Origin of the sequence: Paraburkholderia xenovorans (assembly GCF_046030735.1) — a bacterium.
GTDB lineage: Bacteria > Pseudomonadota > Gammaproteobacteria > Burkholderiales > Burkholderiaceae > Paraburkholderia > Paraburkholderia xenovorans_A.
Genome location: NZ_JAQQBV010000068.1, coordinates 1 through 14,357, shown reverse-complemented (window position 1 = coordinate 14,357; position 14,357 = coordinate 1). Strand labels below are relative to the sequence as shown.

Here is a 14,357-nt window from a genome sequence, read left to right as displayed (position 1 = left end):
GTCAGGGGCAAACCGCCCGACGAGCGCCGTGCCCATCGCCAGGAGCATGCGCGGCCGCTACTCGACCGGTTCCATGCGTGGCTCAAAGCGACGCTGGAAATGCTCTCGCGCAAATCGGACACGAGTCGGGCGATCCTCTATGCGTTGAACCGGTGGGAAGCGCTCACACGCTATTGCGATGACGGGCAACTGGAGATCGATAACCTGCCAGTCGAGCGCGCGCTACGCGGGGTAGCGATTGGCCGCCGCAACTATCTGTTCGCCGGCGCAGACTCCGGTGGCGAACGTGCTGCTGCGATCTACAGCCTCGTTGGCACAGCAAAACTCAACGGCATCGATCCTGAAGCGTATCTGCGCTACGTGCTCGCGCGCATCGCGGACCATGCGATCAACCGCATCGACGAACTCACACCGTGGGTCGTCGCAGATCAGCTTCGAACGGCAGTCTGAAGATCGCGATCTCCAGTCAAGACGTCGCTGGTGCCACGCTTACGCTGCAGCGAACTAGGCGCCCACAACAAATTTCCACCAATAAGGGGGATCGTTCGATTTGTGCGAAATCTGGCGGTAGCCGGGTGCCGCGAGGTTCGCCGGCTCCACGACTTGCACGCAATCAGAGAATTCGCAAGTCGTTGACCATCGAAACCGTCGGAATCGAGCCGCCAGAGATGCATGGAAGGTACGCCTATCCCGTCACGGTGCGCTGTTGTTAGCGGCGGTGCAAAACGGCTTTTAGATGGTGGCGCAAGGTTGAGCGAAACGGTCAACCATGAAGGGGCAACCGGGCCCTTTACGTCTCGCGGATCGTACTTCGCCTACCATGCCGACCTTATGTTAGAGATGGCCTTCTCAACTGCGCTGCGGCACTCCGCCTGTAGATAACCGAGATCACTCAAGACCCGGTTGAGATAGGCGTCTCCGCCGTAGCTATTCGCGACACGCCTAAATATCTTGCCAATGTCTCCGCAGCGGCACGACGTGAGCGCAAGATCGCCCGGGGCCCAAGCGGAAGACGCAAGGAACGCGGATACTAGCTCGTGGCGGGCCGACTTGCACCTGTCCCAATCGACGAACGGCACGAATTTCAGGAGGTCGGGAACGTCGTCGGCCTTAGCGTACTCCTGGTATACCGCCGGGAATGCCACCGCGACGAGCGCCGAAACAGGTGCCTGCCGCGAACGCATGAGGAGCGGCAGCAAACGTCCAGACGCGGCAAGGGCGGCAGACCACGCGTGATGGTTGGCATCAGCGAGCAAGTTTGCGGCCGCGTTGATCGCAGAAACGTCAAGGTCGATCACGTGACGCCCATCCAATGCCCATGCCAGATCGTCCACGGCCGCCATGATGCGTCCTCGCGGAATCGCCGGTGCGAAGTTGAACGCGACGAGGTTGCGGCTCGCGACGGTCGTCGGAACTCCACGCTCAAGGCCGTAACGAAGCGCCCATCCGGCATCGAGACCATCGCCTATTGCACCGAGTAAACGGACGATCGTCTGCGTCTCGTCCTGCCCAAAATGGGTACGAAGGCACCGCGAAAGAGCGTCACCGGAAAAATCTCGCGCCTCACTTGGATCAAGCGCGGGAAGCAAGTCGAGAAGTAGATCCAGATAGACGTCGAGAGACAAACCGCCATCGGAGAGCATGCGGCGTCTGGCGTCGATTGCGTCGGCCGGTAGCGCAGCGACCACTTGACCGCGCAGGCCGGCATTGGAGAAAATCGCAGCGAAATCCGATAGTGAAGCCGACATCAGCATCCCATCCAGCCACACACGGACGAGATCATCGGGAACACGGCTCTCGCCAAGCAGCCACGACACATCCACGGGCGACGCCGCCAGCGTCGCGAACAGGGTTCGATCGCGGCCATCGTGCCGCGGTAGATCCAGCAACAGCCCGCGCAACAACCCGATGCCGTCCAGCTCGTGTGCCCGATCGACGATGGGATCGTCGAAACCCGGTAAGGCCAGACCTGTCGCTACGTCTAGATGGCGGACCTCGGTCATCAGGCCGTTAAGGTCGAGTGTCCCGATCAAGGAGGCTGCGAGCGAGAGCTGCCGCTCCTCGATCAGCAGCGGCAGGAGCCTCTCCCGAACCTCGACGAGCAGATGCGGTTGGAGATCCGGTAGGACTGTCTGCACGCGATCCAGCAGACGCGGATCGCCAGCCGTCCGCCTGGCCAAATCGTCGCTCACAGCCAAGATGCGGCCGAGCACGTCCGGGGAGGCCGACAGCAATGCGCTCGACATCGCTTCGTCCGTCGCGCGCACCATGCCGCCAGCGATGGACGGAATCAGATTCGACCGGATTTCCTCGGCGACTGGCTGCGAGAGGAACGCGATGGCGTCCTGTGGCGACGCGATCGAAAGACGCACCGCCGCATCGTGAAGCGCCAGTTGTCCATCGTGAAGGTTGTGCCCACGCATCTTGCGGGCCAGCGCCGCGACGAACTCCCATGCCTGATCTGGTGACATGCCCGTGACCGCACTCCGCACTGCTATTGCGATTGCGCCGTCGAGCACCTCCAGTGTGTCCGAATTCCAGATCCCGCGGGAATCGGCGATGTCGAGCAGGCCGAGGGCGGCCGTCGGCGTCGTGCGGACCTTGCCCTGCAGCTCGTCCCACAGGAGCGAGATTCGCAGCAGGGCGGAGGTCTTCGCGTCGCTGGAACCGGCCATCTTGACGTCGCGCTCCGACAGCAGGCGCGGCAGGGGTGCCACGAAGGCCCGCTCCACAATGCCGCCCGTCCAGCGATGCCGCGCGACATTGTCAGCAGTCCCGTCGATCCGCCGTCCTGGCCAGTTGGCGAACTTTGAACGGGCATCCTTTGGCGCAAACACGAGGTCAAACTGCCGCCCTCCGATTCGACGCGGAGAGCGGACGAATGTCGAGAAAGCGAACTCCCGCCGGAAGTCGGCCCACACCGCCGTGATCAGCCTTATCGCGATCAGTTCGGGCTCCGAGGCGCCGAATACTACGACAGGCTTCGTCTCCTCCAGAAAGAGCGCCTCGAGTAACTCGCCGCCCCGAAAATCCCGCACCGGCGCAATCGGCAGGACTTCCGCCAACAACGACGCCATGCGGGGTGCGGCCTCCCCGGCCTGCGGGAAAGTAGAAGGGTCGAGCAAATCCAGGAACGGAGCCAGACTCTTCGCGCTAGCCCAGTCCGACGCCCGGATGACGAGGCTAAGCGTCCGCACGCAGCCAGCGCGCGCCACCGTCAGATCCTGCCAGGTCCGGGCGAGGACGTAGCGGTCACCGCTGGGTAGCGGGTAGCCTGACAGATAGGGCTTGAACCTCTCGTTGGGGCGCAGCGGGCCGGCGGCATCCGATAGCATGTCAATCACTGACTGGTCGCCCTTGGGAAGGTCGACCGACGACGACAGGAGCTGATGACCCCGGAGGTAACCGTGAATCTGAGTGTCGACGACGATCACGTAATCAAAGCCCGATCGCCCAGGCCACCGGCTTCGTCATGTCGGGATCCTGCGTCCACGTCCTAGTGTCAGCTTCGTGGATCGCCACCCACCCGTGGCCGTCAATGCCCTTTTCCAGAAAGGTTTTCTTGAAACCCGCCTCGTCGAGATTGCCCCCGACCACGCTGAGCCCAAAAACTTGCACGTCTAGCGTCGAGAGATCGTCGAGTCTGCCGGCGAGTATCGGGTACTCCTCTTCGAGATAGGAAATCGGCCCTTTCTCGAGCACATCGGTACCAACAAGATCCCAAGCGGAAACAACCACCGCCAAACGCGGCTTCCCACCGTCCGGCCGCCGCGCGAGCGTTAGCTCAAGAAACCGAATCAGTTCGCACAGCATCACCTGCGTCGGCGTGCCCTTGTCATCGGCTACTTTCATTTTGGACAGGTACTTCCTGGCTGTGATCCAGTCGAGCGGCTGAACGTTCTGATCCGAGCCCTCGCGCAGAAAGAGCAGCGCGCCCGACGCTTTGCGCATGTCTTCCATCAGGTCGGGGGAGACATCGAGGTCGGTGACGGCCCGCCACCACAGCTCGCCCGATACGTCAGGGACGACGATCTTTGCCTGCTTCCCGTTCGAGCGGGACCCAACGGTCACCTCGAAGTCGCGACGGTCCTCCGTCTGCTCGGATCGCTGGATGAACTGTCCTTGAAAGAGGTGATCGGCCGCTTCTAATACGAAGTCGATGTCCGTCGGCTGCACCGCCTCGACGAGCTCGCCCTTCTTCTCCCGAAGCGCCGTCCACAGGCGCGCGATGTAGTTCGACTTCCCGGAATCGGGACCGCCGAGAACGACGACCGAAGCGCTCATCGGTCTCTCCTGTAGCCAAGATACGCCCGCGACCCAGCCATGGGCGTTGTCGACGGCCAGAATTCGGCCGCCTTTGGTGCAGCGCCGACAGACGCGTCGAGTAGCGCTTCGATCCCGAATCCCGAATTGCAGACCTTCTCGTCGTCCGCCACTGGCGCGACTTCCACGATCTCGACAGGGAGGGCGCGTTTCCCGATCTCCGCCTCGAGGCGGTCGCGGATGCTCTGCTCCAGAGCGCCTTTGTCCCGGTAAGTGACGACGACAATCACTTTGGGCGGACACTCTTTCGTCATCTCCTCGAGCCGTCCGAGCAATTCGCCGAGCCTCGTGATCGCGCCCTGCCTAGTTGTCAGCTCGCGCAGAACCTTGCCGTCGACGACGAGCCACATCGTCTCTGCCGACCTCATGAACTCCAGCCGGTCGCTCCGCGACGACTTGATCAGCGCCTCGGTCCATTCGCCCGGAAGATCGGGCAAGGTGATGTCGACTCGTTGGCCATCCGACTTCCGCTTCAAGCGCAGATGAAGTAGGCCCGGCTGGCGATCGTCGGCCATCTCAGTATGCAGGGTGATCTGATCAGGCGGTTGGCCCTCGTTCCAGACACGCGCCGCGCGCGCGATATCCTCGAACCCTGTTAGGCTGGCGCTGTCGGCAAAGGTCCATCCTGTCAGCTGGCCATTCGAAACAAGCAGGTACAGACTCACAAGGCACGCGGTCTTGCCAGAGTTGGACTCGCCCAGGATGCCGATGCTAGTCACGTAGCGCGAGCGCATCAGGCGGTTCACCACGTCGAGACCGAGTGTCGTGCTGCCGGGGAATGCGGGGGCACGCTCCGTCGATTCAAGGACGGGGGCACCAATATTCTGGCTCTGTTCCTCGCCCTCCTCAGAGGCGCCGACCTTCGGCGTGATCGCGAATGAATTAGCCGACGCGCCGACACCCACCCGGCTCTCGCACGTGGCCGGATCCCTTTCCATCGCGCACTTACCGGTGTCGTCGACTGTGCAGCCTTCGATTTTGCACGTGCCGGTCACAGTTTTGTGGCTCCCGTCCCAAAGTACCGAACCATACCCGCCTCGAGAAGCGCGCGGGCTCCCCACTCCGAGGCGCGACGCTTGACCTCGTGCTTCGGACCGTCGGACTGCCCCGTCGCCAGCGCGCTCAGCAGGGGGAAGACCGCTGGCCATCTCGTTGCAAAGCTACCAACGTACTGGCCACCGAGTTTCGCGCGCTCGGCCCCGATCGTGCTCAGCAGCTTCTTCAAATCAAGCTCTGGATCTTTCTCGAGCGTCTTTAGCACGATGTCACGATGCACCTCACACGGGAGGCGGCGTAGATGGGCCGCACCCTCGATCCCCGCCGCCACCAGACGGACTGGCTCAGCTAGTGACGCCAGTTGCTTGCCTACTAGACGGCTGCGGCCGAGCTGCGCCCACCACAGGAAGTCCAACTCCTCGCGGTCGAGCGCAGCGTTGCGCCTGAGGGCCGAGATTGTCGCGAGGGTGGCCTTCGCGAAGTTCGACGCCGCCGTGGGCACCGCATTAGGGGCAACCTCGGTCTCCCCCTCCTTCTTTACGGGAGGGGCGAGCGTGATCGCTAGCGCTGCGAAATCGTCCACCTGCGAACGGGCGCGGCTCGCCTCGGCCGCATGAGCGACATAGTCCTCCGCCGCCTTGAGCACCTCCGACCGGAGCGTCTCCCGCTTCGTCTCGGGCAGCGGCTGCTGGTACGACAGAGCGGACCAGACCCCCGCGCACAATACTTCAGCCGTCGTCCACTCGCTCGTCGCACTTGGCTTCGCTCTGGCAATCTCGGCGAACGCAATTCCGCCCACGATGCCGACTTCGAATGGCGATTCCTCATAGAGGAACGCCGATGCGTGCCTCTGCACCGCCGTCTGTATCTCTGCGCCGAAGGTGGCAGACGGCGCCTCGTCGTGCAGGGCCTGCGCGATGCCAGTCGCGGTGGCGAGCAATGGCTCGATTTGCCGCGCCTTATTCCATTCCTCGGAGAGATCTTTGATGGCCGACCGGCGAGTGTCGACATCTTCGTTCGACACCGGCATGCCGGTGATCCGCATGTGAATCGCCAGATTTTCCATCAAATCCCCTTATTCGTCCGTTCTGCCATATATTCATTCATCAACCGCTCGACGTCAGAGAGCTTTCCCTCTCGCGCCAGCCACTCCAGCAGCTTCCGCTGTAGGCCGCGGTTCATCCTCTCGTCGGAATCATGCGGAACGGCGTCCAGCGTGATCAGGATGCGCAAGCGCTCACCCTCCAGCAGATCCCGGAAGAACCGAAGCTCGATCGGTCCGTAACCTTCAACCGTGGGCGGCATTTCGGCGACCTCCCCTTCATCGACCTCTGCAGGGACCAACTCTACCAGCGGCTGTGGCACAGCCGCGGCGACCGCACCTTCGCTTGCCGCCTTGACTCCGTCCTCAGCAACTGGCGGCCGCGGGGCGAGCTTGAAGTTTGGGCAGCGTAGTTTGTACCGCGGCTCCACGCCGCCGAGGCGCTTGTCGTCTGCTACGAAGCATGTTCCCTTCGGATCCCAAGCCCGCGGATGCATCGTGACAATTAGACCGTCGGCAACACGGTCCCACTCAAACTCGATCACATTGTAAGTGAAGGTGTAGACCTCGTCCGACTTGAAGGGGACGGTCGCACCTGCCGCCAGCATCATCAGGTCGGCGTCCTCTCCGACCTGCTCCACCTTGACGTTGGGATGGTGCTCGTGCCCTGTGATAAGCACTCGCGCGCGGCTGTCCATATACGTCTTCACGTCGCCGCTGTCCTTATACCAGTTCAGCGGATGGTGGATCAGGACGATGTTCTCGACGCCAGCGTCGCGATCGATGATGAATTGCCTCTCTCCCAGCACGAGCTCGGGCTCGTCGTCTCTTTCTTTTCCAGTACAGAGGAGCGAGGAATTCATACGGACGAAGCGGATCGACCGCCCCGGCGCCAGCGTGATCTGCAGATTGGTCGCGGCCTTCGCCTCGCCGTTCAGCTCGCACCGATAGCCCCAGCAAAAGCGCTCGTAATCCTCAAACCGGGCGAACAGTGCGGCGCGATCCGTGGAATTGTTCACCACCTTCTCGTACTCCGCCGGGCCGCCGGCCCGGATCAGGTCGAGCAAGTGTTCCGCGCTTAGGGAGGTTTTGTTGCGATCGAGATCGTGATTGCCAGGCACCATCTGCACTTGGTTTTGCGGGCAGCCGACCGCCTCCGCCAGCGCGTCGAGCCATTCACCCGCCACTTTGAACTGCTCTTCCACGCCCGAATACGCGATGTCGCCCGTAACCAGGATCGCGGCCGCAGTGGCCTTTAAATCGTCCCTCACGACGCGCTTCGCGTCCGCGATCAACTGCTTCTTCACATCGTTGTGGATGTGGACGCGTTGATCCTTCTCCTGACCAAAGTGGATGTCAGAAATATGAACGAAAACCGCAGACATGGCCCCCGTGCTCACGACGATCGCAGCCTAGGAAAACATGTAGTGTTCGGCGGAATCATTGTTGTCACCTCGCACGAATCGGAATCGAAGGTTACCGCGTTTACGCGAGCTTGGAAATTCGAGATACGTCAGTAACATGGTTTCCGGCGGTCATTCGCGATGTCGTCGAGAGCGCCGGTTTCCGGCCGACCGCTGCCGGCCAGGGGCGGTGGTCCTTGCAAGTGACACAATCATTTCGTAGCGGGCGGGGACGAGCGGCTTCCTGAAGCCGGCCACGCCTGCGAGTGACAGTTTTACCGTCGAATGGTGACAGAACTAATACGGTCGACGTCGAGCGGTGCGGTGCGCGCACTGCTACGTACCTTGATGCCGGCAAACGGGTTCGCCAGCAAATATCGTTGCTCGATCAGCCACCTGAACATTGCGCCGAGCACCGACAGCGCATACGCAACCGAGCGCGCCGACAGGCCGCGTGCGAAGGGCCGCCATTCGGGGGAAGTACGCGGCTGGGGCGGACCCACCCAGCGCTCGCGCGGGGTCGGCCGGCGCAGGAAGGCGCGATAGGTGATCGCATCATCCGTGGTGAGCGACGAGAGCGCCCGCTCGCGCTCGACGATGACCCACAGGATCAGGCGTTCCGCCTCCTTGCGATAGGCACGTCGCGTGTCTGGTGCTTCGTGCAGCGACAACCAGGCCTGAACGGCTTCATAGTCGTTCGTGGCATCGAGCGTGCATGTCGCTTGCGGTGTGCGGAAGTTGCCCTGCGAGCCGTCGACCTCTTCTGGCAGCCGTAGCGATTCCCACGGGACGACGATTGCCGGTTGGGTCAGGGCGACCAGTTGCCGGGCGCGCTCCGTAAGTTGCGGGTACGCGGCGAAGAAGGTTTCGATCTTCCGGGCGCTGGCGACGCCCAGATCGGGAACCGCAACCCACCAGCGGCGCCGACGCGGAATGCGCACCGTCAGGTCCGCCAGTGTTTTGATGCCCGGTGCGCGCAGGGCGCCGACCGCCCGTGGCGGAAACCACATGCCGACGTCGTCGGTGATGTGCGGTTCGGGTACGGGCTGTGACCGCAGAAGCTCGATCGCCTGGCCAACTGTGGTCGCCCGCTTTAGCCGCTCACCAGCCGGATGCTGAAACAGGTCTGCCAAATCGTCGCGCTGGCGACTGCGCGCGAACGCGACCAGTTGCCGCCGGATTCGACCGAGGATACCGCGCGCGGACTGGCCTTCGGCTCTGGTTGAGGACAGATAGCGGGCGACCGCCGCGCGGGCCGTCAGGCCTGCGTACCAGGCGCGCAGCGCAGCGAGCGACGCGACATCCGGGAAGTGCGGCAATGGGGGTGCAGCGAACGCTCGCGTCGGAGACTGACGCATTTTCATGCCTACCAGTTTAGGCAGGAAATCGGACCATTACGATAAGAAAAGTTATCGTAATGGCACAGTCGATCGGCTGTGTTGTCGCGGAAACGCGCAGATTCCATGCAGGCAACGCTTCGGCGAAATCATCCGAGACGACGTGACGTCGCGGTGCCGGTCACCCGGATTTTCGACAAGGGCGCGACTATGCAGCTAATGCAGCCGGCATCGATCCGCCTTTCCGCCTCAGTCTCGACAAATTGACAGAGCCCGTGCGACACATAGCACCGCGTACTGGAAGCGAATCTTACGTGCTAAGAGCCGAAGGGACTTCTTTAACGTGAGAGGATGATCCAAGAATAACTTTGCGAACTAAATAAATTACCAATACACCGATAACCAGACCCGACAACACGTCGGACAGGTAATGCCCTCCTCGCGTGGGAGTTGAAATAACCATGAGGAAATTCAGCGTTATACTTATGGGGAAAACAAAGCGAACGTGACGCAAAGAATATGCAAAGCAGAGCGCGAGAATGGCATGAAGCGATGGCATTGAAACCAGACCCTGCGCCGAAGTGAATGCCAGTTCTCGTATATTTCTACTTCTCAAGAGGGCGAAATCGGATACGGTCGACACAGTATCAGGATCATGAATGCCGAAATGTATGAATGCGCTCTCTGCTGGAAAAGGAACAGAGATCAGTGTCACCAGAATGGTCGACACCATGAACTGAGCAACGAACTCAGCATAGTCCTGTGAGTTTAAAGTTACCGCAAGGATCGGCGGAATGGCGATGAGTTGATAGCCGCCAGATGCATAGGCCAGGTCCAGAGCAGAATGCAGCCACTGGTGTATTTTTACCCATCGATAGAAATCTGGCCAATGAAACCCGAGAGCAGAATCAGCGGATATAAGTAAATTGTTCACGAGTGGGAAATCGGTAGTCACACAAAGATATTGAAACACGATGCACACGTGAGTGAATGTAACCAGAATGGTGATCCACATAAATAGATGTGCCACGTTTCGAAAAAATAAATTTCTGGAAACTTCCTTGTAATGTATGCGCGATACTGCCCAAAGCAATCCGCTGATCGCGACGGTGCCGGGAATGATTATCATGGTTTGCACAATACTGCTATTTGCAACTCGCAAACCGATGCGAGATGCCCATATCCAGTCGGTCAGCGTCATCAGAGCAGTCAATAACCACAGGGCCACATAAACTATCCGTAACTGCGTTGGCATAAATTACCCTTATTTTTAGGAATTATCTCCCGACAAGAGCGAAAGTGGAAGAGTGGACAAAAGAGAGCGGGAACTGTGTAGTTCCCATAAGTCGGCCATTTATATGGATGAACGGACTTATAGAGTCAATGCAGATGTCCGAATAAACGGCTAAAAGTGACTGCAAACTGTCTGATGCAGAACGCGATTGATCGCCGATTGCAGCGAACATGCGAAAGACATGATTCGAAAAATTCGATCCCTCGATCTGACGTGGTGCCGAGAGCAGATTCCAAAGTACACCGGTCATGTGCCTCTCCGTTATGGTCGGTGGGTGGCCTTTCATTCATCCGGTTTTTGCCAAGCAGCTTTGATTAACCGTAACACTGTATAGCCGGCTCGATGCCTTGAAGAGCCGAAGCCGCCAAAAACATAGCATCCATCGAAGAACATAAGCACTCGATCGAGTTCCGCCACTACGAGCTCGGTAGCCTAGCGAGGACAAACTATCTTCGGCGGCGGTCAGCAAAAACTGGTTAGTTGCCGTTTACGCTCTGGCGCCGAAAATCCACACGCGGCCAGCGATCGCATTACGCAGTAGGGACGGATCTAGGCCCGAAGACCCTAGCACGGGAAGCGCGCAGCACGCAACTTATTGATAGCGCATAAAATAGTCCAGACATCTAACCATTACTAGCCAACTTTCGGTCGGTCGCGCGAAGTACTTGATTTTTCCACTTCTCCTCAGTAAATTACTGTTAATTAGTAAAAAATGTAATTTGCATAGAATTTTTTGACGTAAACGCCCGGCACATCAGTGATGCGTGTTGGTCCAGTTTTGTCGGAAGATGCCTTCAAGGCTGGTCGCGATCGACGGCGCGGAGAGGATGTCGAATGAATATGACCCGTTGCACTCAGATCTTTTCGGAAAAGTGCGCATTGCGAATTAATAAAATACGGCACGGATTGCATACTAGTGCTGATTATTAGGAATGGTGGTGGTTACCTGATAATCGATCGGGTAACTTTGCGCGAGCGAGATAATTTAATGGCTCTTGAATAATGAAAACCTGGACTGCTCGGATGCTTAAGAAAAATCCCTTGATGCACGCCTTGGTTTTATCCATATTTTCATCGGCTCTTGCAACTTTCTCTCCACCCTCTTTCTGCGAACAAAAGGTGACCCAAGAAAATTCATATATTAACGTGACACTGGGCGATGACCGGCTTCAGCGTCTTGTCACGTTCGCCATTCCAAGCAGATATCACCCAGAAACTCACGGGAATTTTTTTCGGATTGTCGTTGACTACCCATCGATGAAGCCGACCACTGGGCCCCGATCGGGCAAGCTCGACGAAGACTCTCTTGATATCGTGGTGAATCCTTACCCTCGAAATGGGACAATCGCAGACAAAGTAATAGATGGGACCTACGGTGCGAAAAAAACGGGAGCGGAAGAGGGGTACGATATATATCGTCAGCCAATGGGAAGTTCCCCGCCAGTTAAAACATTTGTATATAAAGATAATAATGGAAATAACGTGATAATTGAGGATCCTGGTACATGGTCTATCCGTTATCAGCTTACTCGCGGAGAAAAGCCGAGTTATCTGATTCGGTGCGCATTCAGTAAAAGACTGAATGCAAATTTTCGAGAAATTGATGTTGCCACATCAAAGCTAATTTCCAGCATGTTTGTTAGGTAGAGAATGCAGGATTAAATTAAAGGGTTTTGTCACCAAGAGCTTATTGGCCAAACTTACATACCGGGGAAATCATGCCGCATCTTCTGCTTCCGTTACAACCAGATCAAGTTACGGCGATTCAGGGTTACGTTTCAAGTGGTGATTATGCTGGCGGTTACAATTATGTCAACGGCCTACTTGCCGACGCAAATGTAAACAACGATCCGGCTATGACGGATGCGGGAAGGTGGTTCGATATTGCATCCCAGATAAACGGCGATAGTGGATTCTTCGGATCATTTGCAAGGGGCTACTTGGAGTCTGAGGCTGACGCCAACGGTGTGACAGTTACCGATTCAGATTTCCAAAATGCATCCAATACGCTGGCGAAGCAGGTTTTAACCGAAATCGTCGATCAAGGGGGAATCCCGGACGCGCAAACGATAGTGCCGCAGGACGTCGCAAATATGGAGAGTGATCTCGGCCTGCCTAATTCGGCTTGGCCGGGGGGCTTGTTGGATTGGGTCCTGCTGGGTGGCAACTATGCGAGTTTTGTGGACGACGATGGCAATCCGGTTCAGACTACGGCGAATTTTGTTAATGCCATGAATGGCGTGGCCGCAGGTATCGCCAGGGCAATTGAAGATGGATTTCCTGCACCTGGAGACTTGTTCCCGTCGCTGTTTGGTCCAAATGGTCCATTCAAAAACTTGAATTCTGGATCGATTCCGTTTCCAACCGGTTCGCCGTTAATCGGTGGCATGTATCTGCCCGGAATCAGTGCTGCCTTCAATTCGAGTATGGTTGATCCGATTGTTCTGGATCTCGGCGGCACAGGTGTGCAGCTTGTTTCCTTACAGAATTCGCAAGCCTACTTTGACCTCTACAACACTGGATTCGCCGTACACACAGGATGGGTTGGGCCCCAAACTGGAATACTGGTTGAAGACAAGAATGGCGACGGGTCGATCAACAATATCACGGAGCTGTTTGGCAGCGCTAGTACGGACGGCTTTGCTGCATTGGATGCGTTAGATACGAATCATGACAGCGTAATTAATGCACTGGATCCAGGGTTTGCGAACCTCGAAGTGTGGACAGACACAAACGGAAACGGCGTTACTGATGCGGGCGAACTACACACTCTGGCAGACCTTGGTATCACTTCAATAAACCTGTCCACGCAGTCGGTGAGCCAAGCTTCTGGGGGCAACCTGATTGCAGAGATCGCGACCTACACGCGTGCAGACGGAACGACAGGGGAAATTGCCGAGGCATACTTCGATAACAGTCAGCTCGACTCCCAATTCACCGGAACCTATCAACTAAATCCTGCGGTCCTTACGCTGCCGAATCTTCGCGGATACGGCACGCTTCCTGACTTGTTCGTCTCAATGAGCTTGGCTCCTACACTGCTGCAAATGGTGCAGTCTTTCTCGGTCAAGACATTGGCGGACGGTGCCAGCTTCGCTTCAGACGTCCGCTCCATCCTTTATCAATGGGCGGGCGTACAGGATGTCGATCCGGCTAGCCGCGGCCAATACGTCAACGCCCAAGAGCTTGGCGTGCTCGAGAAGTTCACCGGAGAAAGCTTTACAGAATCGGAATTTGGACTTAACAATAATCCCACCAACGAGCATCAAGGCGCAACGCTGGATATTGCATTCCAGCAGCTCTTATCAGCCACTGAAAGCAGGCTCTTGCTTCAAGGACCACTGGCGCCCTTTCTTTCGGGTGCTAGTTTCGACTACGACACTGACAGTTTGACAGGTACGGCAGACCTCGCCGCACTCGCTAAGGGTTTTGGCAATGCAACGCCTACTGATCAGAGACAGGCGGAACTTTTTTGGCTAGGAGTAGCGCCGCTGATCGATCAGTTGGCTGCGGGGTTGGGACTACCGCAAAGCGAATATGAGGGTGCTCTTGAATCGTCGTTCGCGGCCGCGAATTTGCCTTTTTCACTGTCGTCAGCACGCACTGAGAGCGTACTGCTGGGGGATGCCGGTAGCGACACATTTACTCCGTCGTTCTATTCCCATTCAAGTTACTACTTTGACGGAGAGGGAGGGGGGGATTTTGAACAAGGCGTCGGCGGCAGCGACACCTTTGTATTCAATGCAGGCTACGGCCATCTGGAGATCAGTGAGGGCTATTCTGGTTTGGCGCAGCCGGTGCTGCAACTCGGAGCGGGGATCGGCGCGGCGTCGCTGACGGTGAAGGCAACGTCGAACGGCACGGGGTTGGTGCTGACTGACGGCATCAGCGGAGACCAGATCACGCTGGACAGCATGCTCGGTGTCCTGTCGTCCGGGGTACAACGAGTGCAGTTCGCCGAC

General features: G+C 58.1%; 9 protein-coding genes and 1 pseudogene. 3 read left to right on the top strand and 7 right to left on the bottom strand.

What is annotated here, in order from left to right:
- Window positions 1–450, top strand: a 450-nt coding sequence (locus PQQ51_RS33420) for an IS66 family transposase (protein ID WP_408501468.1), incomplete at its 5' end; no start/stop codon positions are given.
- A gap of 365 nt (window positions 451–815) precedes the next feature.
- Here the strand turns inward: PQQ51_RS33420 and PQQ51_RS33415 are convergent.
- From PQQ51_RS33415 to PQQ51_RS33385, 7 genes and pseudogenes are all read right to left on the bottom strand, one after another.
- Window positions 816–3,434: a GAP1-N1 domain-containing protein gene (locus PQQ51_RS33415; protein ID WP_408501467.1), complete on the bottom strand. Its 2,619-nt coding sequence runs from the start codon at window positions 3,432–3,434 to the stop codon at window positions 816–818.
- A 4-nt stretch (window positions 3,435–3,438) separates the two neighbouring features.
- Entirely contained in the window at window positions 3,439–4,284 is an 846-nt protein-coding gene (locus tag PQQ51_RS33410; RefSeq protein WP_408501466.1) for a TRAFAC clade GTPase domain-containing protein, read from the bottom strand.
- A complete protein-coding gene (locus tag PQQ51_RS33405) occupies window positions 4,281–5,318 on the bottom strand; it encodes a TRAFAC clade GTPase domain-containing protein (RefSeq protein WP_408501465.1) in 1,038 nt (345 codons plus the stop codon). The genes PQQ51_RS33410 and PQQ51_RS33405 overlap by 4 nt, the downstream gene beginning before the upstream one ends.
- The gene (locus PQQ51_RS33400; protein WP_408501464.1) at window positions 5,315–6,385 is read right to left on the bottom strand and encodes a GTPase-associated system all-helical protein GASH; all 1,071 of its coding nucleotides are present in this window, start codon (window positions 6,383–6,385) and stop codon (window positions 5,315–5,317) included. The genes PQQ51_RS33405 and PQQ51_RS33400 overlap by 4 nt, the downstream gene beginning before the upstream one ends.
- On the bottom strand, window positions 6,385–7,746 hold the full coding sequence (locus tag PQQ51_RS33395; protein ID WP_408501463.1) for a metallophosphoesterase: 1,362 nt from the start codon (window positions 7,744–7,746) through the stop codon (window positions 6,385–6,387). The genes PQQ51_RS33400 and PQQ51_RS33395 overlap by 1 nt, the downstream gene beginning before the upstream one ends.
- Before the next feature lie 320 nt (window positions 7,747–8,066).
- A pseudogene (locus PQQ51_RS33390) lies at window positions 8,067–9,122 on the bottom strand (phage integrase family protein); the annotation flags it as partial.
- 289 nt (window positions 9,123–9,411) lie between these two features.
- Window positions 9,412–10,329: a phosphatase PAP2 family protein gene (locus PQQ51_RS33385; RefSeq protein ID WP_408501462.1), complete on the bottom strand. Its 918-nt coding sequence runs from the start codon at window positions 10,327–10,329 to the stop codon at window positions 9,412–9,414.
- Between the two features lie 1,068 nt (window positions 10,330–11,397).
- Between PQQ51_RS33385 and PQQ51_RS33380 the strand changes: the two genes are divergently transcribed.
- Together PQQ51_RS33380 and PQQ51_RS33375 are read left to right on the top strand one after the other, a co-directional pair.
- Window positions 11,398–12,042 carry a hypothetical protein gene (locus tag PQQ51_RS33380; RefSeq protein ID WP_408501461.1) on the top strand — a complete coding sequence of 215 codons (645 nt, stop codon included), beginning with the start codon at window positions 11,398–11,400 and terminating at the stop codon, window positions 12,040–12,042.
- Window positions 12,043–12,113: 71 nt separating this feature from the next.
- Window positions 12,114–14,357 (top strand): SPM autocatalytic domain-containing protein (locus PQQ51_RS33375; protein WP_494478659.1); only part of this gene is annotated, 2,244 nt, incomplete at its 3' end.

Bases quoted from the DNA above. Each gene is read 5' to 3' on its own strand.
- PQQ51_RS33410 (WP_408501466.1), bottom strand. From the start codon at position 4,284: ATGAGCGCTTCGGTCGTCGTTCTCGGCGGTCCCGATTCCGGGAAGTCG.
- PQQ51_RS33400 (WP_408501464.1), bottom strand. From the start codon at position 6,385: ATGGAAAATCTGGCGATTCACATGCGGATCACCGGCATGCCGGTGTCG.
- PQQ51_RS33395 (WP_408501463.1), bottom strand. From the start codon at position 7,746: ATGTCTGCGGTTTTCGTTCATATTTCTGACATCCACTTTGGTCAGGAG.
- PQQ51_RS33380 (WP_408501461.1), top strand. From the start codon at position 11,398: ATGAAAACCTGGACTGCTCGGATGCTTAAGAAAAATCCCTTGATGCAC.